Origin of the sequence: Phyllobacterium myrsinacearum, assembly GCF_014138285.1 — a bacterium.
In the GTDB taxonomy this organism is placed as follows: domain Bacteria; phylum Pseudomonadota; class Alphaproteobacteria; order Rhizobiales; family Rhizobiaceae; genus Phyllobacterium; species Phyllobacterium myrsinacearum_A.
In genome coordinates, this window is the sequence record NZ_JACGXN010000003.1 from 330,863 (window position 1) to 350,333 (window position 19,471).

The 19,471-nt window shown below is 53.3% G+C and carries 21 protein-coding genes; 9 read left to right on the forward strand and 12 right to left on the reverse strand.

What is annotated here, in order from left to right; genetic code table 11:
- Positions 1 to 307: 307 nt before the first annotated feature.
- The gene (locus FHW16_RS13790) at positions 308 to 1,018 is read left to right on the forward strand and encodes a carbonic anhydrase (RefSeq protein WP_182549964.1); all 711 of its coding nucleotides are present in this window, start codon (positions 308 to 310) and stop codon (positions 1,016 to 1,018) included.
- Positions 1,018 to 2,538, forward strand: a complete 1,521-nt coding sequence (locus tag FHW16_RS13795; RefSeq protein ID WP_182549780.1) for a SulP family inorganic anion transporter — start codon at positions 1,018 to 1,020, stop codon at positions 2,536 to 2,538. The genes FHW16_RS13790 and FHW16_RS13795 overlap by 1 nt, the downstream gene beginning before the upstream one ends.
- A 293-nt stretch (positions 2,539 to 2,831) precedes the next feature.
- Here FHW16_RS13795 and FHW16_RS13800 read toward each other — a convergent pair whose 3' ends face one another.
- Both FHW16_RS13800 and FHW16_RS13805 read right to left on the reverse strand, forming a co-directional pair.
- Positions 2,832 to 3,353 (reverse strand): exopolysaccharide biosynthesis protein, encoded by a 522-nt coding sequence (locus FHW16_RS13800; RefSeq protein ID WP_246711756.1) that lies wholly within the window; start codon positions 3,351 to 3,353, stop codon positions 2,832 to 2,834.
- 212 nt (positions 3,354 to 3,565) lie between these two features.
- Positions 3,566 to 3,895, reverse strand: coding sequence for a hypothetical protein (locus FHW16_RS13805; protein WP_182549781.1), 330 nt, complete (start codon positions 3,893 to 3,895; stop codon positions 3,566 to 3,568).
- A 442-nt stretch (positions 3,896 to 4,337) separates the two neighbouring features.
- Between FHW16_RS13805 and FHW16_RS13810 the strand changes: the two genes are divergently transcribed.
- Complete coding sequence (locus FHW16_RS13810; protein ID WP_348643889.1) at positions 4,338 to 5,411, forward strand: flavin-containing monooxygenase; 1,074 nt, start codon at positions 4,338 to 4,340, stop codon at positions 5,409 to 5,411.
- A 191-nt stretch (positions 5,412 to 5,602) separates the two neighbouring features.
- Here FHW16_RS13810 and FHW16_RS13815 read toward each other — a convergent pair whose 3' ends face one another.
- Positions 5,603 to 5,887 (reverse strand): hypothetical protein, encoded by a 285-nt coding sequence (locus FHW16_RS13815; protein WP_182549783.1) that lies wholly within the window; start codon positions 5,885 to 5,887, stop codon positions 5,603 to 5,605.
- A gap of 146 nt (positions 5,888 to 6,033) precedes the next feature.
- Here FHW16_RS13815 and FHW16_RS13820 point away from each other — a divergent pair, with 146 nt between their 5' ends.
- A complete protein-coding gene (locus FHW16_RS13820; RefSeq protein WP_182549784.1) occupies positions 6,034 to 6,744 on the forward strand; it encodes a Crp/Fnr family transcriptional regulator in 711 nt (236 codons plus the stop codon).
- On the opposite strand, the gene FHW16_RS13825 is transcribed toward FHW16_RS13820, so the two are convergent.
- The 4 genes from FHW16_RS13825 to FHW16_RS13840 form a co-directional block, all read right to left on the reverse strand.
- Positions 6,741 to 7,016 (reverse strand): hypothetical protein, encoded by a 276-nt coding sequence (locus tag FHW16_RS13825; protein ID WP_182549785.1) that lies wholly within the window; start codon positions 7,014 to 7,016, stop codon positions 6,741 to 6,743. The genes FHW16_RS13820 and FHW16_RS13825 overlap by 4 nt on opposite strands.
- Before the next feature lie 219 nt (positions 7,017 to 7,235).
- Positions 7,236 to 7,499 (reverse strand): hypothetical protein, encoded by a 264-nt coding sequence (locus FHW16_RS13830; protein ID WP_182549786.1) that lies wholly within the window; start codon positions 7,497 to 7,499, stop codon positions 7,236 to 7,238.
- Between the two features lie 548 nt (positions 7,500 to 8,047).
- Complete coding sequence (locus tag FHW16_RS13835; RefSeq protein ID WP_182549787.1) at positions 8,048 to 8,716, reverse strand: NAD(P)-dependent oxidoreductase; 669 nt, start codon at positions 8,714 to 8,716, stop codon at positions 8,048 to 8,050.
- Positions 8,717 to 8,910: 194 nt separating this feature from the next.
- Positions 8,911 to 9,780, reverse strand: a complete 870-nt coding sequence (locus FHW16_RS13840) for an SDR family oxidoreductase (RefSeq protein ID WP_182549788.1) — start codon at positions 9,778 to 9,780, stop codon at positions 8,911 to 8,913.
- Positions 9,781 to 9,887: 107 nt separating this feature from the next.
- Between FHW16_RS13840 and FHW16_RS13845 the strand changes: the two genes are divergently transcribed.
- Positions 9,888 to 10,787, forward strand: a complete 900-nt coding sequence (locus FHW16_RS13845; protein ID WP_182549789.1) for a LysR family transcriptional regulator — start codon at positions 9,888 to 9,890, stop codon at positions 10,785 to 10,787.
- Between the two features lie 622 nt (positions 10,788 to 11,409).
- Here the strand turns inward: FHW16_RS13845 and FHW16_RS13850 are convergent.
- Positions 11,410 to 12,828: an MFS transporter gene (locus FHW16_RS13850; protein ID WP_182549790.1), complete on the reverse strand. Its 1,419-nt coding sequence runs from the start codon at positions 12,826 to 12,828 to the stop codon at positions 11,410 to 11,412.
- A gap of 82 nt (positions 12,829 to 12,910) precedes the next feature.
- Between FHW16_RS13850 and FHW16_RS13855 the strand changes: the two genes are divergently transcribed.
- The 3 genes from FHW16_RS13855 (at position 12,911) to FHW16_RS13865 (ending at position 14,286) form a co-directional block, all read left to right on the forward strand.
- Positions 12,911 to 13,222, forward strand: coding sequence for an ArsR/SmtB family transcription factor (locus FHW16_RS13855; RefSeq protein WP_182549791.1), 312 nt, complete (start codon positions 12,911 to 12,913; stop codon positions 13,220 to 13,222).
- A 487-nt stretch (positions 13,223 to 13,709) separates the two neighbouring features.
- A complete protein-coding gene (locus tag FHW16_RS13860) occupies positions 13,710 to 13,991 on the forward strand; it encodes a type II toxin-antitoxin system RelE/ParE family toxin (protein ID WP_182549792.1) in 282 nt (93 codons plus the stop codon).
- On the forward strand, positions 13,966 to 14,286 hold the full coding sequence (locus FHW16_RS13865) for a HigA family addiction module antitoxin (RefSeq protein ID WP_182549793.1): 321 nt from the start codon (positions 13,966 to 13,968) through the stop codon (positions 14,284 to 14,286). The genes FHW16_RS13860 and FHW16_RS13865 overlap by 26 nt, the downstream gene beginning before the upstream one ends.
- Positions 14,287 to 14,734: 448 nt before the next feature.
- On the opposite strand, the gene FHW16_RS13870 is transcribed toward FHW16_RS13865, so the two are convergent.
- Positions 14,735 to 15,736, reverse strand: a complete 1,002-nt coding sequence (locus FHW16_RS13870) for an NADP-dependent oxidoreductase (protein ID WP_182549794.1) — start codon at positions 15,734 to 15,736, stop codon at positions 14,735 to 14,737.
- Positions 15,737 to 15,796: 60 nt separating this feature from the next.
- Entirely contained in the window at positions 15,797 to 16,609 is an 813-nt protein-coding gene (locus tag FHW16_RS13875; RefSeq protein ID WP_182549795.1) for an oxidoreductase, read from the reverse strand.
- 87 nt (positions 16,610 to 16,696) lie between these two features.
- Between FHW16_RS13875 and FHW16_RS13880 the strand changes: the two genes are divergently transcribed.
- Complete coding sequence (locus FHW16_RS13880; RefSeq protein ID WP_182549796.1) at positions 16,697 to 17,131, forward strand: winged helix-turn-helix transcriptional regulator; 435 nt, start codon at positions 16,697 to 16,699, stop codon at positions 17,129 to 17,131.
- 433 nt (positions 17,132 to 17,564) lie between these two features.
- Here the strand turns inward: FHW16_RS13880 and FHW16_RS13885 are convergent, their stop codons facing one another.
- Together FHW16_RS13885 and FHW16_RS13890 are read right to left on the reverse strand one after the other, a co-directional pair.
- Positions 17,565 to 18,482, reverse strand: coding sequence for an MBL fold metallo-hydrolase (locus tag FHW16_RS13885; RefSeq protein WP_182549797.1), 918 nt, complete (start codon positions 18,480 to 18,482; stop codon positions 17,565 to 17,567).
- 454 nt (positions 18,483 to 18,936) lie between these two features.
- A complete protein-coding gene (locus FHW16_RS13890) occupies positions 18,937 to 19,446 on the reverse strand; it encodes a nucleoside kinase (protein ID WP_182549965.1) in 510 nt (169 codons plus the stop codon).
- Between the last annotated feature and the right edge of the window lie 25 nt (positions 19,447 to 19,471).

Below are 19,471 nucleotides of genomic sequence, written 5' to 3' on the forward strand. Positions count from 1 at the left end.
GGCTTCTTCCAAAACGGGAAAGTGCAGAGGCTTACCCGCGACATTACGGTTTCGATCAAACTATAAATATACTTCAAAAATAATAGTATAATTTCTATAGTATATGATAATATTCTTTTGTATCCAGCTTTCTAAAGTAACTAACTTGTGATATATTTTTGGTATCAATATATAATATCACCCTGTTACTGCGTATCATTCCTACCTACCTTCGCATGTGCGAAGGAATCCTCCCTTCGCCGCAATGAATTCGTCAAATGATACATTTGATGTTCACGCAACGCTTGGCAACGAGAGAGTACTCACCATGGGTAATCTACTAAAAGGCATCTCGACATTCCACGGCGCAGTCTTTCCGAATGACTCCGCTCTCTATCAAAAACTTGCAAAAGAGGGACAACGGCCACAGGCTCTGATGATATCGTGCGCAGACAGTCGGGTAATGCCGGAAACCATTACCCAATCGGGCCCGGGGGAACTGTTTGTCTGTCGCAACGCGGGTAACATCGTCCCCCCGTTTTCAACAGCCAATGGCGGCGTATCGTCTGCGATCGAGTATGCAGTTGTTGCGCTCGGTGTCCGTGACATAATCGTCTGTGGGCACTCCGATTGTGGAGCCATGAAAGGTCTCTGCCACCCTGAAATTCTGACCCCTATGCCCAACGTGGCTGCATGGCTCAAACATAGTCATGCGGCCTATTCCATTGTTTGTGAGGCATATCCTGCCGACCTTTCCGGACCTGATCGTGTTCGTGCTGTCGCAATGGAAAATATCATAGTGCAGCTTGACCACTTGCGTACACACCCTTCGGTTGCCGCCAAACTCGCCACCAATGAAATAGTCCTGCATGGCTGGTTCTTCGACATCGAGACCGGCGAGGTTCAGGTCTACGATGGCGCAGTTTCGGCATTCATAAAAGTAAAGGAAGATCAACCGTTGCCGGCAGCCGTAACAGGGCGTGGCAGGCCTCGCATCACACACCAGACAGCAAATCGCGCTGGGGGAGTAATGAGCTGATGACCAACACTTCACTATCCCGCGATCTGGCATCCTCGTTGGTTGTTTTTCTCGTGGCTATGCCTCTGTGTCTTGGCATAGCGGTCGCGTCAGGCGTCCCCGTTGCCATGGGAATCGTTTCCGGCATCGTCGGAGGTATCATTGTCGGATTGTTGGCAGGCTCGCCACTTCAGGTGTCTGGTCCGGCCGCCGGACTTGCAGTCATCGTTTTCAGTTTTGTGCAGCAGTATGGCGTGGCAATGCTTGGGCCAGTTTTGATTGCCGCCGGGCTTCTGCAGATATTGGCCGGGTTTTTGAAAATAGGCTCCTGGTTTCGTGCCATCTCTCCGGCTGTCGTTCATGGTATGCTTGCGGGTATCGGAATACTGATCATTCTGGGACAGATTCACGTGGTGATGGGTGCAGAACCATCTGCCGGCGGCCTGGAGAATGTAGCCGCACTTGATAACAGCGTCGGCAATCTATGGCGTGGAGACGCCAACGCGCTGATAGCGCTTGGTATCGGCGTTGTCTCGCTCGCGGCCATGGTCGCTTGGGAAAAATTTCGCCCAAAGGCACTGTCACTCGTGCCAGGGGCACTGGTTGGTGTTGGCCTTGGCACTGTGTTGGCCGTTGCTCTTCATTTGCCAATTGCAAGAGTTGAAGTGCCGGACACCCTGCTGCAAGGATTGTCATTTCCGAACATCTCAGATTTCCTGCTACTCGCCCAACCGGGGATCATGATCACGGTATTGGTCATTGCCGTTATTGCAAGTGCCGAAACGCTCCTGTCCGCGGCGGCGGTCGACCGCATGCATGATGGCAAGCGCACGCATTTTAATAAAGAGCTGTTTGCTCAAGGTGTAGGAAACAGCATATGTGGCATACTGGGGGCCTTGCCCATTACCGGGGTTATCGTTCGATCGTCTGCCAACATTCAAGCGGGAGCCAGAACTCGTCTTTCAACGATTTTGCACGGTGTATGGATTCTTGCGCTCGTGGCGATGTTTCCGCAGTTGCTCGGCATGGTGCCTTTAACAGCTCTCGCTGCGGTTCTTCTCGTTACAGGCTGGCGACTTATTAGTCTTCATCATGTCCGCCACCTCTTTGATCATCACGGGTGGATACCGGTTGGTATATGGGTAGCAACCGTTGCTCTGGTGGTTATTCAGGACCTACTGATCGGCGTTGCAACAGGTTTGGCATTGTCAGTTATGGAAATCCTGCCATATCTGCGTCAACGGCTGCATATCGGCGAGGACGATAAGGACAACGTGATCAGTGTCAGGTTGAAGGGGGCAGGAACGTACAAGGACGTGCCGAGACTACTCACCACATTGGAAGCCTTGCCGAAGGACAAAATGGTTGAAATCGTTTGTGTTGATCTTCAGTTTTTGGATCACACATGCACCGAAACAATCAGTGAATGGCTCCGTCGCGAAAGACGATCCGGCAGGCAGCTTGCAGTAACAAACACTCCTGATAGCCACCATCCGCGTCTAATCGCGCACTTCAAACGTTTTTCGGCCGAGGTAGCATGACACGGCCACTATAAAACCCGCATAGTTATATTCCAGTGCGACCATATTCGGGCCTTTTGGTCGACCACTTAAAACATTGAGACCGGGAGCGACGACTTCCGGTTCAAACCAGTACCACCAAAGTAAGGAATGATGCGATAAGCGGCTGATCAGGATCAAATCTATACTCGGCTGTTCCAGATCGCTGTGTATCTGCCGACAATCATCAGTTTTAGATAGTTTCAGTTGGAGCCATAAATTCCCTAATCCCCCATTTAGCCCTTCGAAGTACACGTAAGAGCTGGAAATGCAGCTCAGCTAAAGATCGATGCCCGTATTCCCGCGAGTAGTGAAGAGCCAGCATAAATCAATCCGAAAGTTGCGACGATGGCGAGGAAGGATAGCCCGAGCCCGATCAATGTAATCAAACCATCGCGCTCCATCAGGGCAACAGCTATAACGATTAAGGCTAGCACCGGGATAAGATTTCCGAAGGGGATCGGCAAAGCAATAATAACAGCAAGCAAGAAAATCGGTATGCCCAGTAGCATTTGCACTGAATGGCCGGTGAAAGCTGCAAGCCGATCGCGACGCATAAAACTTTCTGCTCGTTTGATGATGGGTGCTGCATAGCGAACGATATTGCTGATGATCGAGTGGGAGAGCCGTCTTCGACTTAATATTCCCGGCAGCCAAATGGTCTGGCGACCAGCCATGATTTGCAGCGAGATCAGCGCCAATACAGTGCCGAACACCATACCGAACGGGCCAGGGATAGGGGTAATGGCTGGCAACGCCAGAAATAGGATCAAAAAGGAAGTGCCTGTCTGTCCCATGGACGATAGCACTTCTCCAATTTCAAGACCGTCCCGCAATTGACTGAGCTTGCCAGTTCATGCAGTCGTGTTGAAGCTATTCCCTCGCTTTGGGATAAATGATCAGCCTGAATGTTCATTTTCTTAACAGCGTCACAGCAAACACAGATGTAATTTCCCTGAGCGGTCGCTTTGCAAGCGCGAGATAGAAACGCGCTCTTTTGGCGAGTTACTCATTTTGATCGTTGCGCATTAAAGAATCCGGCAAAGCGTGAAACAAGCCATGGAATACTTACGAGGAGTGCAGCACCGATCATCCATACGATCGCAAACAATGGGCCTATAATACCCTGCAGGAGCGAAAGGCCCTTCTGAGTGAACTCATCGACATTCATATTCTCGAGATATCGACCAGCTTCATTGCCTGCGACCTGTCTACCGGTTTCTACGATTGAACCGGTATTGGCCACTCCCAAGCCAATAGCTCCGTCAGACACCCAATAAATTGCGTAAACCAGCAAAGTCCAGACGCCAAGACCACCGGCCGTGAAAAAAAGTCTCATTAAGTCCTCGTTTCATCCTGGACGTAATCTAGGCTCAGCGCCCCGTACCGGAGTTTTAGGTAGGAACCGAGGCTACACTTTACAATCGATAATCCTGGCAAGCCGAACAATGAGCACCTGGAACCATTAAACCGTAAGCCTCGATATGTTCTTGTCATGGCCCCATTATGCGCGTTCCCGACGAAGGTTTACGGTCCGTTCAACCTTAGCGTGTCTGGGAAGAACAGTTCTGGCTCTCCACCCCTAATAGCGATTGCCCTCTTCAAATGGAGCCCGAAGAGATACTCGTGCTATCGTCGGCAACATTCTATACCCCCTTATCTGCACCGCGATATCATCAGATATTTTGCACCTTATTCGTCCAATGGGTATTTCAGCCCTTGATCCTCTAGTGACTAGAGGGTGTACGGCTTTGCCCAAATTGGTGAGGAGAACCGGCCAGGTGGCAGAAAAAGATAGAGAACTCGGTGATCTCGATGTGCTGGTGATCGGCGGAGGACAGGCTGGGCTCGCCGCAGGCTACCACCTCAAGAAGACCGGGGTTGATTTTCTGATCGTAGAAGGGGGCATGCAGTTGGGCGACAGTTGGCGCAACCGTTATGACGCACTGACCCTGTTCACGCCTCGCGCCTTCAGCCAGTTGCCAGGTCTCGAACTGAAAGGCGACCCGGATGGGTATGCCCACCGCGATGAATTTGCAGACTATCTGCAAAATTATGCTCGAAAGCTGGAACTGCCAATCAGGCTTGGGACACCTATCGTCCGGTTGGCGAAACTGGACAGGAGCGCTTTCGTTGCGCGGCTTGCAAATGGAAGCGCCATCACAGCCCGCAGGGTAATCATTGCCGTGGGCGCCTTCCAGCGACCAAAGCTGCCTACCGAAGCTTACGGGTTTTCATCCCGAGTCACTCAACTTACCACATCCTCGTATCGCAATCCCATGCAGGTGACCGACGGACCAGTGCTCATCATAGGCGACGGCGCTAGCGGCCGCGATATTGCAGCCGATCTCGCGACGACCCACGAAGTCCTTCTTGCCACGGGTCGCCAGCGCCGACTGCTTCCAGAGACCATACTTGGCCGAAATATCTGGTGGTGGCTTGAAAAGTTTCGCTTCTTGCAAGCACGCCCGCATTCCGTCATTGGACGATTCATGCGCAAGGCCGATCCATTCCCCGATCGTGAACGCAGCCTCGGTAATTTAACAAGGCTAGGGATCACCATCAAACCGCGCCTCTTCTCAGCAGCAGGCCAAACCGCCATATTCGCAGATGAGACCTCAACGGAAATTTCGTCTGTCATTTGGACGACTGGTTATGTGGACGAAAACAGCTGGATCGACATTGCTGGAACGAAATCCGACGATGGCGCCGTCCTTCAATACGAAGGAGTATCGCCTTTGAAAGGCCTCTTCTATGTCGGGCGACCGTGGCAACGCAATCGCGCCTCCGCGCTTATCATGGGTGCGGGACCCGATGCTGAGTTCGTAGTTGCGCGAGCGTTGGTCCGCGACTAGCCGGGCTCATCCGTTGAAAGAGCTTATGACGCGGCAAAACACTATAATTTCGCGGAAATTGTTGTGATAGACGAGAATAATCGATGGGACAGAAGGGCTTTCGATCATGACGTCTAAGAAGCTAACGTGTGATCACAATCAGGCTGAAACGCCTCCTGCTGCGCAATTCAGGCATTACTACACTGTGTAGCCTATTCACTTTCGAGCACACCCCATTTGTCATCCCAGGATACCGGCTCGTCGAGAATAACGACTATTTCTTTAAATCCATAATTCTCTTGAACATCCAGCGCTCGCTCAAAGGCCAATGGCACGTGAGTGGCATAAAAATAGTCCCCTGCATTGGTCAGCTCATTGCTTGGCCACTCCACCTCTGCAACCGTCGTACCACGTTCCTGAAATATCCTTATGCGAACTGCATCAGGAGGTATAGGATGGCCGGGCAACAGCCTACGATACTTTGCGGTTTGAACCATTGATGTACTCTCAGAGGCTTGGTTAGAATCCATCGCATGTTTTGTCCTCTGGCGGACAATACCTTGATACGGTTGTTCAATCGTCTACTCAATCTTCTTTTGAAGAAGCGTTGGATCGCCATCTTGTTCCTCGCCGGGAGGACCTGATGAATATCAACCAATTTACCGTCCAAAACAGGCTGCTCGCGCGGCTTGAGCCAGAGGACTACCAATTATTAGCGCCCGATCTTGAATTAGTCAGGTATAAATTGCGTGATGTGATCCAAACGCCTGGTGAGGAAATCAAATATGCTATTTTCCTGGAAACCGGTATCGCCTCTACCGTAGCAAAAACTCCCGGCGGCAAAGATATCGAAGTTAGTATTGCCGGCAGGGAGGGGATGACTGGATCTTCCATAATCCTCGGGACCACGTTGAGCCCGCTACCCGTCTATATTCAATTGGAAGGTATGGGATACAGAATTTCGACGGATAAGCTTAGTGCTGCGGTGGATTCGAGCGATACGCTTCGCCGCCGTCTGCTTCTGTATATTCAATCGGTTATAATCCAATCAGCCACTACTTCTCTTATTAACGGAAGAGCAAACGCTGAAACACGTCTGGCACGATGGCTCCTGATGGTGCATGACCGCACAAACGGCAACGACTTGTTTCTTACGCACGAGTTTATGTCTGTGATGCTTGGTGTTCGCAGGCCGTGGGTGACGGAAACTCTGCATGTTCTCGAAGGGAAAGGCTATATCCGCTCGTCCAGAGGAAAGATAACTATTATAAATCGTGCTGGATTGGTTAAGGACGCTGGTGGTTACTATGGCGTAGCTGAACAGGAATATGAAAACCTGATGAACATAGCTTAATTCATACGGGAGCGTATATCGTTTGAGACTATGTCGCTGGTGTTGGCGGCACGCTGGGTCGCCTCGTATCGAGCTACAGAAAGTTCCACCTTGACCGCCATGTCGGCCAATCGACCAAAGTCACGCTCGCCAAGGTCTAGAAACTTTGTAATTGCGGATCGCACTCGATCATAATCTGCATGTCGTCCAAGCACGCCCGAAGCGCGCTCCATTGCTTTGTCTAGAATAAACTGGTCATCGGTTTTGCGGCGCTGCCTTCCATGCTTCGTCATTCGCATTTACTCCTTTCGGCCGCGAACGCTCTGATATTGAGCCAAGTGAGCCCACACGTTTTGACGTTGGCGCCCATCTATTGACGGCGCGTAGGCTCAACGAGGCCAGAGACGGATTGAGTGAATGCCTGATAGCGATCATCGTCAAGGCTCTGTTCGCTAAGGGACAATCTTTGGATTGCGACAGTCTCCTTCAAAACTCGTGCTGGTGATCCCACGTTATCCAAGAACGATTGCAGCAATTTTGGTAACCATAAATTTCAGGCGAGTGTATTGGTGTCGGTTTTCCACTCTGCCTTGGTGTTCATACGGTGACGATAACTTGATGTACCGGACATGCGGTATCACCCGGCGCTTTGCCGTCCCATGAGATTGCAGCTTGTCAGTGATCATCCATTTCGCTGCCTTACGCTGCCATTGAAACAGGCGCATCAGCAATTGCTTCTTGGTGTCGCGACGATTCTGGACGATTTCCTCGGACATATATCCATCCTCAATGCCGCCGCACAGGCAGAACATCTTGTCCGCGATGCTAAGAGACCCTCTCGTTGAACTGCCCGGAATACCTCGATCTTGGGGGCGTTTCGTCGGCTTTCTATATGCACCAGCCAGTAGCCGTCGCCATCGGAACCCTTGACCTCAAAGGGCTGGATCAACTGTCCATTCGCCAAAAATGCGCCTTAGAGATTTCGAGTGAGGATTTGTTCCGTGCACTATGTCAAATGTTATACTTCGAGCCGGGTCAGGATTTTCAGTATTCGGCAGGCGTTACTGGACGAGCAGGACGGCAAGGGTAAACCCGAGAGCGGGGAGCATAACGACAGCAACCAATTTGAGGAAGTTCCACGCTCCGATAGTCGGACCTTCACGGCGCAGTGCTGTCAGCCGAGGATGATGGCGGCTTATGGACCAACTCCCGCCGTTGGGAAACTGCTCTCGGCGCTTCTTCGGTCCAGAGCGTGTGGCCGACGCGCGGGACCGTGCTGACTTCAGCTCGCCACATTTGAACGCATCCACCTCTTTCTCGGTCATTACCACGTAAGCAACGGCGATTTCCGCAACCACTCCCTGGAGGTCACTTGATCCAGCACGAACGTCGCAACGTCTTGACGCGCGATGGCGCCGCCATGGAAGTCACTCAAGTCTGTGAGCGTCCGGATCGCACCGCGTCCGACCTTATTGTTCAAGATCGATGGCCGAACGATGGTCCAATCGAGGCCACTGTCTTTGATGATGGCTTCCTGGCGGTTCTTGTCGGCATAGACCTTGCGCAGGAGCAGAGGGAAGATCAGCTTGTCAAAAACAACGCCGCCGTGTCCTGCGCTGTCGCCGGCGCCCATACCGGTGATGACAACAAGACGTAAATCCCGCTCTGCCTTGATGGCACTGATAAGCGCTCGGGTCGCTGTGGAAAGAAGGGTGACCTCACGAAACGGGCTCGCAGGTGTGCCGAGTGCGCTGATCACGGCATCCCGACCTTTGACGGCCTGGCGCAGCACTTTCTCATCCCTGGCGTCTCCCACCACAAGCTTTGCTCCTTCTAGATCCGTGGCCTTTTCCGGCGAGCGCACCAGAACGGTGACATCGTAGCCGCGGCTGAGAGCTTGGCTGACAATATGGCGGCCTGTCGGCCCGGTGGCACCGAGGACCAGGATCTTCGGTCCGGCAGCGAAATGTGTTTCAGTGGCTGACGTGGTCATGATTTCGGTCCTTTGAACAGACGGGGCGCCTCTCAAAAGGCCGCCCTTCCGGCGTTGTGGTTGGTGGTGATCAGAGCAGGCCCTTCCAGGCCTGCTCGCGGGTCAGCTTTGTTACGCCGTCCGGATTTATCGGCACTATTGCGATCCAATAGATCATGACGATGGTCCTTGTTTGGGAATGCGCGACGACTACATCAGGCAGAAGCAGAAGTTTCGGAGGCGAAGTTGCGATAGGAGCGGAGCGGCCTGCCCAGTAGTGCCGTCAGGCCCTCGACGTCGCCACCTTCGGGAAGCATGCCGTCTGTCAGGAAACGTTCGCCCATCAAACGCATGTCGTAGGCCATCCACGCGGGCATGAACTGTCCGAGGTTCTGCTCGAACGCTTGCGTATCGCCGCCGCCGTAGTTGATTTGGCGACCAAGAACGTTGCTCCAGATGGCGGCGATATCTGGTCCGGTGAGTGTCTCGGGGCCGACCAGGTTAAAGCGGCTGAGCGGTAGCGGCTGTTCAGCCTGTTCGCGGCGCAACAGCTCCAGGGCGGCGATCTCCGCGATATCGCGCACGTCGATCATGGCAAGGCCCTTGTCGCCGACGGGCATCGGGTAGACACCGTAGCCGGTGATGACGTCCTTGATTGTCAGATCGTTCTGGATGAAGTAGGCCGGACGCAGAATCGTAGCGTGGAAATCCATCTGTTCGATCATTCGCTCGACGCCGAACTTGCCGGCGAAATGCGGCACGTTCACGTAGACGTCCGGGTGAATTACGGAGAGATAGACGATCCGTTCGATGCCGGCCGAGCGGGCGACATTGAGCGCAATTAATGCCTGGGTGAATTCATCCGGTACGACGGCATTCAGCAGGAACAACGTAGATACGCCGTTGAAAGCGCTACGCAGCGAGTCGACGTCGAGGAAGTCACCTTTCACGATGGCGACCCCCGCCGGGAAGCTGGCCCTGGAAGGATCGCGAACGAGAGCGCGGACGTCTGCGCCACGGTCGACGAGGTGCTGGATAACTTGGCTGCCGATGTTGCCTGTGGCGCCGGTAACGAGAATGGTCATTGGATTTTCTCCGGGTTGGTTATGCTTGACACCCCGAATATGGATGGCTCATTGTCAATCCAATAGACCATCAATCTAGACACTGCGTCTCACTAGTGGAACGGACAATGGATCTCGTTGCTCTTACTGACTTCAACCTTGTGGCCCGCCATGGGGGCTTCGGCAAAGCAGCGCGCGCCACCGGCCGGCCGAAGGCAACGCTGTCTCGACGCGTCACGGAACTGGAGGCCGCACTTCAGCTTCGGCTCTTTGAACGGGGCGCTCGCAACCTGAAGCTTACCGAGGAAGGACGCGCCCTATTTGAGCGAACAGCCGCGCTGTTGACGGAGCTCGCAGAGACGGCCGCCGCCATTGCATCTCGTGCTGAGAAGCCGCGTGGCCGATTGCGCATCAGCGCCCCACTCCACTTGTCGCATACCGCCATGGGCAAGATTGCGGCGGGTTTTGCGCTCAAATATCCGGAAGTGAGGCTGGAGATCACCACGGAAGACCGGGCTGTAGACATGATTGAGGAAGGCTATGATCTCGTGATCCGGGTCAATCCGGATCCGGACGAAAGCCTCGTCGGCCGCGCCTTTCTCCACGACCGCCTGGTTGTGGTTGCAAGCCCCGATCTTCCCCGGACTGCCGGCGACTTGCCAGTGCCGGGCGTCGTGCGGGGAACCGCCGATCGACAGACTTGGAATATCATGTCCTTGCAAGGGGTTGCGAAGATCAAGATCGAGCCGGTCCTCGCCCTGTCATCACTCCTGATGGTTCGAGATGCAGTGCGAGCCGGCGTCGGCGCCGCACGTTTGCCGATCTCGTTGGTGAGCCATGATCTGGCCGATGGCACTTTGCTGCACTGGGGCGATATCGAAGGATCGGAGATCTCGCTATGGGTGCTCTATCCATCGCGAAGGCTGCTTAGTGCCCGCGTGTCGGCTTTCCTGGAGTTTCTCAAACAGGCATTCCCAAATGGTACACCAGACGAGCTGGCTGCCTACACAATTCCCGAAGACGTTTAGAAGACTTGACTGATACCTCCCATCTTTGCAGATAGCAAACAACATATTGAATTTATTTTTGAATTATCTTAGCGCACCTAAGAGAACAGCTCTTTTTCTTGCCCCCTGAACGTCGATCTATCATTCGCTTACTTCCTTACACGATCGCGGGGACAGGCCGCGCTTGGCGAACTCTTCCGCAGCGATACGGATCGCCTGCTGTGTTGCGGGATATCTACCCCGCTGGCTACGGGACCTTCTCGGATGTCGCCGAGCGGTTGCCGACGTTCATAGAACATGTCTACAATTCCAGGCGCCTTCACTCGGCGCTCGGCTATCGAGCACCAGAAGAATTTGAAACCCAACTTGCCCGTCGGGCGGTTTAGTTTGATGCGCCTCGCTGGTCCAGCCCGAGGGGTTCACTCCAGAGTGCATCAGTTTGGCACTTTATTTAGGATACAGAGGTTGTGTTTGTTGCCCCAGATTGTGGCACACGGTTTCCGGTCTCTTTATTATCCAGCAATTGAAATCACCCGGCTTCACTAATCGTGGTGATTAATGTGGGCACGCTCATTAAGAGATAGGTGTTGGCCTTAATGATGAGGACGGATCGTGCTTCTCGAACGAAACCATGCTCCTCCCATTAATTTCGACTTGGCCGGATGCAAAGCAGAGCAACAAACATTGCAAGCAGGGTTGCAACGGCCGCCACCAGCATGGCTTGACGCATTCCATCAATCGACGCTGCGCCGGCGCCGAGGACGCCGAATACAGCTACCCCGATGGCGCCACCAGTCTGGCGCAAAGCATTAAGGACGCCGGAGGCGATACCAGCGTGTTTCTTTTCCACTGTTGCGAGTAGTGCACCGATCATTGGGGGGACAGTGAGAGCTGTTCCCAAACCAATGAGTGGAAGCGCCCACCAGATACTTCTATAATCGGCTTCGATACTCAGTCTGGTGGCAAGACCAACGAAACCCATGGTGGTCAAGCCCAGACCCAATGTGATCGGGAGCCGATTACCCCAACGCACGGCGATACGACCGGAAACGATGTTGGTTAGGGCGATTAGTCCCATCATAGGCAGGAAGGCGAGACCGGCGACCAGGGGAGACATTTTTAAACTATCCTGAAAATATAAACTGAGCAGGAAAAGTGTGCCATAAAAGCCGGAATTCAGTACAAAGCCTATGAAAGCCGCTCCTGAAAATATCGGGCTGCAGAATAGGCCAAGGGGCAGCATTGGAGTTTGCATCCGCATCTCGACTGCAACAAAGCTGATACTCGCGATGCTGAACACACAAATAGCTGTTATCACCGCCGGGTGCCCCAAGCCAAGTGGCCCGCTCTCGATGATGGCTCCCGTTAGTGCTGCCAGAGCGACAACCGCTAGAATCTGTCCTGCCAGATCAATGCCCCTATTGTGTCTCTCTTGAGTTTCTACGGCGTAGCGCATTGTCAACCAAACAGCGATGCCCCCTATCGGAAGGTTAATCAAAAATATACTCCGCCATCCGAAGAAGGATATCAGAATACCCCCCATCACTGGTCCCGCTACCATGGCGAGACCACCGGCTGAACCCCAGATTCCAATCGCTTTGGCTCTTTCTCTTTCATCGGGATAGGCGTGCACGAGAAGCGCCAGCGAACAGGGCATCAGCATCGCCGCCCCCAAACCCTGCAATACACGCGACGCGATGACAAATGATCCCGTGCTGGCAATACCGCACGCCAGAGATGCCAGCGTAAACAACCCCATACCGAGGAGATAGATCCTGCGGGCGCCAAACCGGTCGCCAAGAGCTCCGCCAGTGAGAAGCAAACTCGCAAAAGCGAGCGTGTAACCATTTACCACCCATTGAAGTCCAGTGACACCATCGTGCATGAGGCCTCGCATCTGGTCGAGACCAACATTGACAATGCTCACATCCAGTTGAACCAATGCTACACCCAGACTAAGAGCAACGAGTGGCGCTGCGCGCCCTGAATATCCACCTTGTTCCGGACCACATTGGGGTGCGCTGGAGGCCCTTTCGCCTTCATCTATTGATAGCTGCACCATTGAACTGCTCCGGCAGGTTTGATATACATCATACCTAACCGAATTGTAGGTACGATGCAATTAATACCTTATGGAATTTCCAATGGCTGACAGTGGCGGACACCCAGAATCGGAGGAGTTGACACTGGGTCCCATCCTAATGGCGATTGCCGATCCACTTCGCCGTCACGTCGTGGCCGAGTTGGCACGCGAACCTGATGGTGCAGAACGCAACTGTTCTTCTTTTGCCCTGCCTGTTAGCAAAGCAACGCGTACTCATCATTTTCGCGTTCTTCGCGAGGCGGGGCTAATACGTCAGATTGATTATGGGAACTGCCGTAAGTCTCAATTGAGGCGGGCCGAGATTGAAACAAAGTTCCCCGGCTTGCTCGCCCTGATCCTCGCAAACGCATGACGAGGTCAAAAGGCCATAAGGCTGTTAAAGTCAATGAAGAAGCTTTATGTTGATTTCCAATGATGGGTTGGATGCCCGCTTCCAGCCTAGATATAACTGGATAAAATGAGAGCATCGCGGCAATATCGTCGCAATACTGGAATTACTATCCAATATTGCAAGGATGATTAAGCGCAGAATTACCGCCGAACTCCAAGAACTCCTCAACCACACCTGCCGTCCACTTCTGGGGCCTCGACAAGTTGGGAAGTCAACGCTGGCGCTTGAGATTGCCGAACAACGCCCCGCAATCTGCCTCGATCTTGAATCCGATACCGATCGTGCCAAACTTGCAGAACCGAACGTAAGAATGCTTGAGCATCTTCCGTCGAACCAAGGTTGATGGCGTCCTTGAAATCCTGCAGCCATTTTGGCGAGGTGACCTCGCACTCGGAATCTGCCCTATAACGCATTGCGTTATAGGGCAGAACAAGGTATCTTTCACGTTATGATCCAAAGCTTTGCTGATCGGGAAACCAAAACAATTTGGTCTGGTGTGCGAAGCCGAAAATTGCCGTCGGATATTCAAGCGATTGCGCTTCGTAAATTGCGTATGCTCAAGCAGGCTAAAGTTCTGGATGATCTTCGTATCCCTCCCGGTAACCGTATTGAAGCCTTGAAAGGCACCCGGTCAGGGCAATATTCGATCAGAATTAGTGGGCAATGGCGCATTTGTTTTATTTGGCAACAAGGAGGTCCGAATAATGTCAGCATCGTCGATTATCACTAAGGCGGAAGACCTGTTGCCCAACCCGCATCCAGGTGAGATTCTTTTGTACGAATTTCTTGAACCATTACACATCAGCCAGAATGCTTTGGCCCGTGCTGTCCATGTGCCGCCTCGCCGTATCAATGAGATTGTACTTGGAAAGCGTGATGTGACGGCAGATACGGATCTACGCCTGGCTCGGTATTTCGGGGTTTCCGAAGGTTTCTTTCTTGGCCTTCAAACCGATTTCGATCTGATGGAACGGCGTCGGGTGATCAGTCGTGATCTATCAGAAATACAACCAAGAGCCGCGTAAACACGATACTGGCAGATGCGACGACAGGTGATTTATCAGCCGGATACATGCCGCCGGTCATCGCGCGTAGTTGTCGCCGGTAGTGCCATTCCGGAGAGCTTATTCAATCCCGTATTTACTCACCACAAAATTCACGCTGCGCACTTTGTACAAACTAAAAGGTTATCAGAAAAAGTTCGATTAAATAGTAAAAACAATGAGACAATAAGGCATTACCGCTTACTCACGTACACCGTATTCACCTTCTAAACCGGAAATCACAGAAGGATTTATGGAGTTCTGTGCTTCATCTCTTCATTGATCGACGAATTGAATTAAGCGATCTTCCCGATTAAATTTCACCATTGCGGCTATTTGGTCAGGCATTCAAACGTGCGGCGTAAGATTGTCGGCGCCACAACATTAATCAGATGTTTGGCAGTGTTTTGCCCTGAGGTGGCATCGACGATCATTTCATAGCAATGACAACCTTACCTTTCGCACGGCCCGTCTCGACATAAGCCAGCGCCTCATTTGTCTTGTCGAACGGGAAGATCCGATCCACTATCGGCCGTATGACTCCGGCTTCTATCAGCGACGTGATCTTGCCGAGTTGTCCGCCATCTGCCGTCATGAACAGGAACGAATAGCTGACATGATGGCGTTTCGATTTCCTTCGGATACGAAAGCTCAGCAGGCGCATGACCTGCTGGAGCAACCAGCCTGAACCGTTCTGCTTGGCGAAGGCCGGATCAGGCGGACCGGAGATCGATATAAGTTTCCCGCCGGCCTTCAGTACACGGAGTGATTTCTCCAGCGTGTCCGTGCCAAGACTATTCAGCACGACATCATAGTCCCGCAAGATTTCTTCAAAATTCTGTGTCTTGTAGTCAATCACGATGTCCGCTCCGAGACTTTTGACGAGATCGACATTTGAAGTGCTTGTGGTCGTTGCCACCACCGCCCCGAGATATTTGGCAAGCTGGATGGCAATTGTGCCTACACCGCCGGAGCCCGCGTGGATCAGTACCTTCTGCCCCTGTTTCAGCTCCGCCTGCTCAACAAGCACCTGCCATGCGGTCAAAGCGACAAGCGGGATCGAGGCAGCCTCCTCCATTGTCAGGTTTTTCGGCTTTATGGCCACGTCGTCCTCATTTATTGCAATGAACTCCGCGAACGTGCCGATGCGGTCTTGCCCCGGACGAGCATAGACCTCATCACCCGGCTTGAAACGCCTAACCTTTGACCCTACCCGAACCACAATACCCGCCACATCGTTGCCGAGGATCAGGGGCAGCCGGTATGGCAGGATAAGCTTGAATTCACCGTCTTTGATCTTGGCATCCAGAACGTTGACGCTGGCAGCGTGGATCTGGACCATGACGTCGCTCTCCCGCAGCTCCGGCTCAGGACTTTCACCGAACCGCAAAGCCGCGCCTTTTGCATATCGATCGACCAGAAACGCTTTCATGGGTTCGCCCTTATGTACGAGTTAGCGATCCGCCGGAAAACACAATCCAGCGGTAATTGTTCAGGCAGGAAGCTTATTGTATTTGCGAAGGTTTTTATCGACGAATGACTCTGGCAGGAAGCGACGCAGGAAGTGAACTTGTCCCGCAATCTTCCCCACAGTGTAGCGTCTTTTGGGAGAAAATGCGTTTGCTGCCTTCACGACCACATCGGCGACCATCTCGGGCGTGTCCCCTGCTTCCACAATTTCACGCATCAGCCTCTCTGCGTCGGCACGAACGGTATCATACAAAGGCATCGGCTGATCTGCTCTGGTGAGATTTTCCTCAAAAGAGGTACGGGTAGCGCCGGGCTCAACGAGAACGACGCGAATGCCTTGCGTGCGGATTTCGTGATCCAAGGATTCGGAATAGCCCTCGATTGCATGCTTTGTGGATGCATAGAGCGCGTTGTAGGGTGCAGGGATCAACCCGAGAATGGAGCTCATGTTGATAACTCTGCCTTTTCGCTGACGTCTCATGACCGGCAGGACCGCATTCGTTACCCGCAGGACGCCGAACACATTTACATCAAACAGAGCCTTGGCTTGCATAGCCGAGGATTCTTCAGCGCCGCCAAGCAGCCCAATCCCGGCATTGTTGACGAGAAGATCTATCCGTCCAGCAAGGCGTAAGACCTCGTCGACCGCTTTTTGTATCGATTCTTCATCTGTGACATCGCAGACCAGCATTGTAATGCCCTGAAGATCGGCAACCTGCTTTCGACTGGTTCCGAACACCCGGTAACCATCGCGTTGCAGTGCTCGCGCCGTTGCCAGCCCTATGCCGGAGGACGCGCCTGTGATCAGGGCAACGCCGTGTTGTGTCTTGCTCATTTCATTGTCTTTCTTTTGGTATGGATTATTGTCTGAGGATCATATACTATCATTTCGATACTAAGTCACTATCAAAAAGATATCGACATGAAGAATCTTTCAGACCAGCCATGCCTCATCGCCCGCAGCCTTGCCCTTGTGGGCGATGCGTGGAGCATACTCATCATGCGCGATGCCCATGCGGGGCTGACCCGCTTTGATGATTTTCGCAAGAGTCTGGGAATTGCGCCAACGATCCTGACCCGGCGTCTGGCAGCCCTGACAGAAGACGGCTTGCTGGAGAAACGCCGCTACTCGGAGCGGCCGCCACGGGACGAATATGTGCTGACGGCAGCGGGCCACGACTTTCTGCCGGTGTTGTTTACAATCGGCGCATGGGGACGCAAACATCGGGCCGGTGGCGCTGAAGTGACCCGGTTTTTTGACGCAGAAACCGGGACCGAAATTGACCCGGTCACCATTGACCGGGCGACCGGCGCCGAAATCGGGACCCGTCCCATTCGCATCGCTGAACCCGAATGAATTGAACCGGAATGTATTGCCACCAAGATCGGCAGAAAGCTGTAAGCTTCGGAGGTGATCGACCTCCAATCAGGTCTGGCCCCCGAAAACCTGTCTTACTACCGTGAAGACAGTCGTGGTTGTCGGTGGCGGCACTCTTGTCATGTCGCGGCAGACTGCAGACCCGTTGGGTATCCCTTCTCGCTCCGAATAAATACTTGATTTGGCAAAACACGTATGAAAGTGCCCGCTCGACAGCACTGGCAATACCAGACTTGAGCCGTTGTCAAAACGGCGAAGAACCGTGCGACTTTCACCTCGTGGTCGCGCAGACGTTCCAAATTCACCATCTGCGCGGTATTGTTCGGAGGCGTATTGGGCCCGATGCTCAAACCCGCAAACGCCTAAGCGAGATGATGAACACCCGGGACTTTGCGATAACTAGCTCCAGCGCTCAATAGTCCCAGAAGACTGGCACCCAGCGAAAGGCATCACCGGCAATCGCCACCCGGCCAATTGAGGGAAACGGCAGGTGAGTGGCTACCAGCAGTTCGCCGCTGGCCGCCAATTCCCGCAAAAGGCCAACCCGGACGCGAGATGCCTCTTCGGGGTAATGTTCAAAGCCGTTGTGCCAATCTGGCTGGTCAAAACTGACCGGAAATACCGCATCGCCAGCGAATGTCAGGCCTTCGCCTCCAGACGCGACGCGGATCACACAATGTCCCGGAGTATGTCCGCCAGTACGACGCGCGACTACCCCAGATGCCACCTCGTACTCATCATCGAACAGCTGTATCTGATCCTGATACTCTTTCAGGAACCGCTTCGAAGTCGCCCGAAGCGCGTCTGGAAATCCCTCAGGCATTTGTGTTTGGGAGAAATCAGGCGCTTCCCAGAACTTGGCCTCGGCTGCTGCCACGTGGATGCGCAGATCGGGACGCAGCCTGTCCTTTACTCCTTCGATGAGTAGGCCACCGATGTGGTCCATATGCAGATGCGTGAGGATCACGTCGGTCACGGATGCAAGTTCGATTTCGGCAGCCTCCAGCCGCTTGATCAACTGCCCGGCCCGCGGCAGATGCAAGTCCGGGTCCAGACCCAGTCCGGCATCAAGGAGGATCGTCTGCTCGCCACTGCGCACCACCACCGCATTCAGCGGCCAGTCGAAAGCATCCTGTGGCAGGAACATATCCTTCATCCAGGCTGCCCGAACCGCAGGATCAGCGTTGTGTCCCAACATCACCGTTGGAAGCGGCAGCACTCCGTCGCTGACCACCAATACTTCTATGTCGCCAATTTTCAGGGCATAGCGCGAGGGAACCAACTCGTCACGCAATGTGGTAATGGAATGTGAAAGGTGCTGTAGGCTCATTTTTGTCTCCTGCTGACCATGGAATTAGAACCGATGGGAAGGGCCATATTTTCAATTACGGATATTTAATATCCTTAATCGAAGGATAGTAAAGTCCAACCGTCATAAACCCAGCGCATAAGGTCTATGCTGAAATGTATGAAGAGGTTTGTCGGAACATAGACATTGAGGCAATCGATGCTGTTTGATGGTCCGGTATCAAAGGGAGCGCTGGCCTCAAATCCTGTTCTTTTGAAAAAGCCGATGAAAGCTGTTTTGTTTAATCTGATTGGTGCCGATGTCTGGCCTGTCATAAATTCGAATGTCCGCTTTGCGCCCGCATTCCGACCGTTTGGCAACCCGGCTTGTCATTCCGACAGCCGCCCGTGACCACGCACAGTGACCGGTTCCCGCGACTTCGATTATCCCGCAGTAAATCGGGCGCTTCCTTTCCGATCACAATCGCTGCAAGGCTTCAGGTGAGGTTAGCGAGGATAGCTTCGACGACACGTGCGACGGTATTTGACGTGTCGATGGTGAGGCCGGCAGGAAGATATTCCCGAGTACGATGGTAGTGGAGTACCAGTGCCCGCTCTGCCGGTTCGAAGCCAGGCTCATTCGGCCGTCCATCTAATCTTCGGTTCAACGTCTCAACGTCGATGTCGAGCACGAATACCTTGTCGAACAGGTGCAGAAATTTTTGGAAATTACGCGAGCCGCCACAGAAGAATGTGGCAGGGTGGGTGATGTCGGCAGCAATGGTCCGGACCTTGTCAACGGGCCAGATCCAGTGCGCATATCCCCAAGCGATGCGGTCTGCGCCTTCGGGTGGTCCTGCGAGTGCCTGGCCCGTCTCGGGGTCACCGACATAAGCCAAGACCCGATCACCATGGATGACATGGTAGCCCCGCCGCTCCAGTTCTGTAGCGACAGATGTCTTTCCAGTGCCGGAACCGCCTTCGATCAGATAGTTCTTGATGCCCATAGTCATTGTTTATCATGGCTTGCAA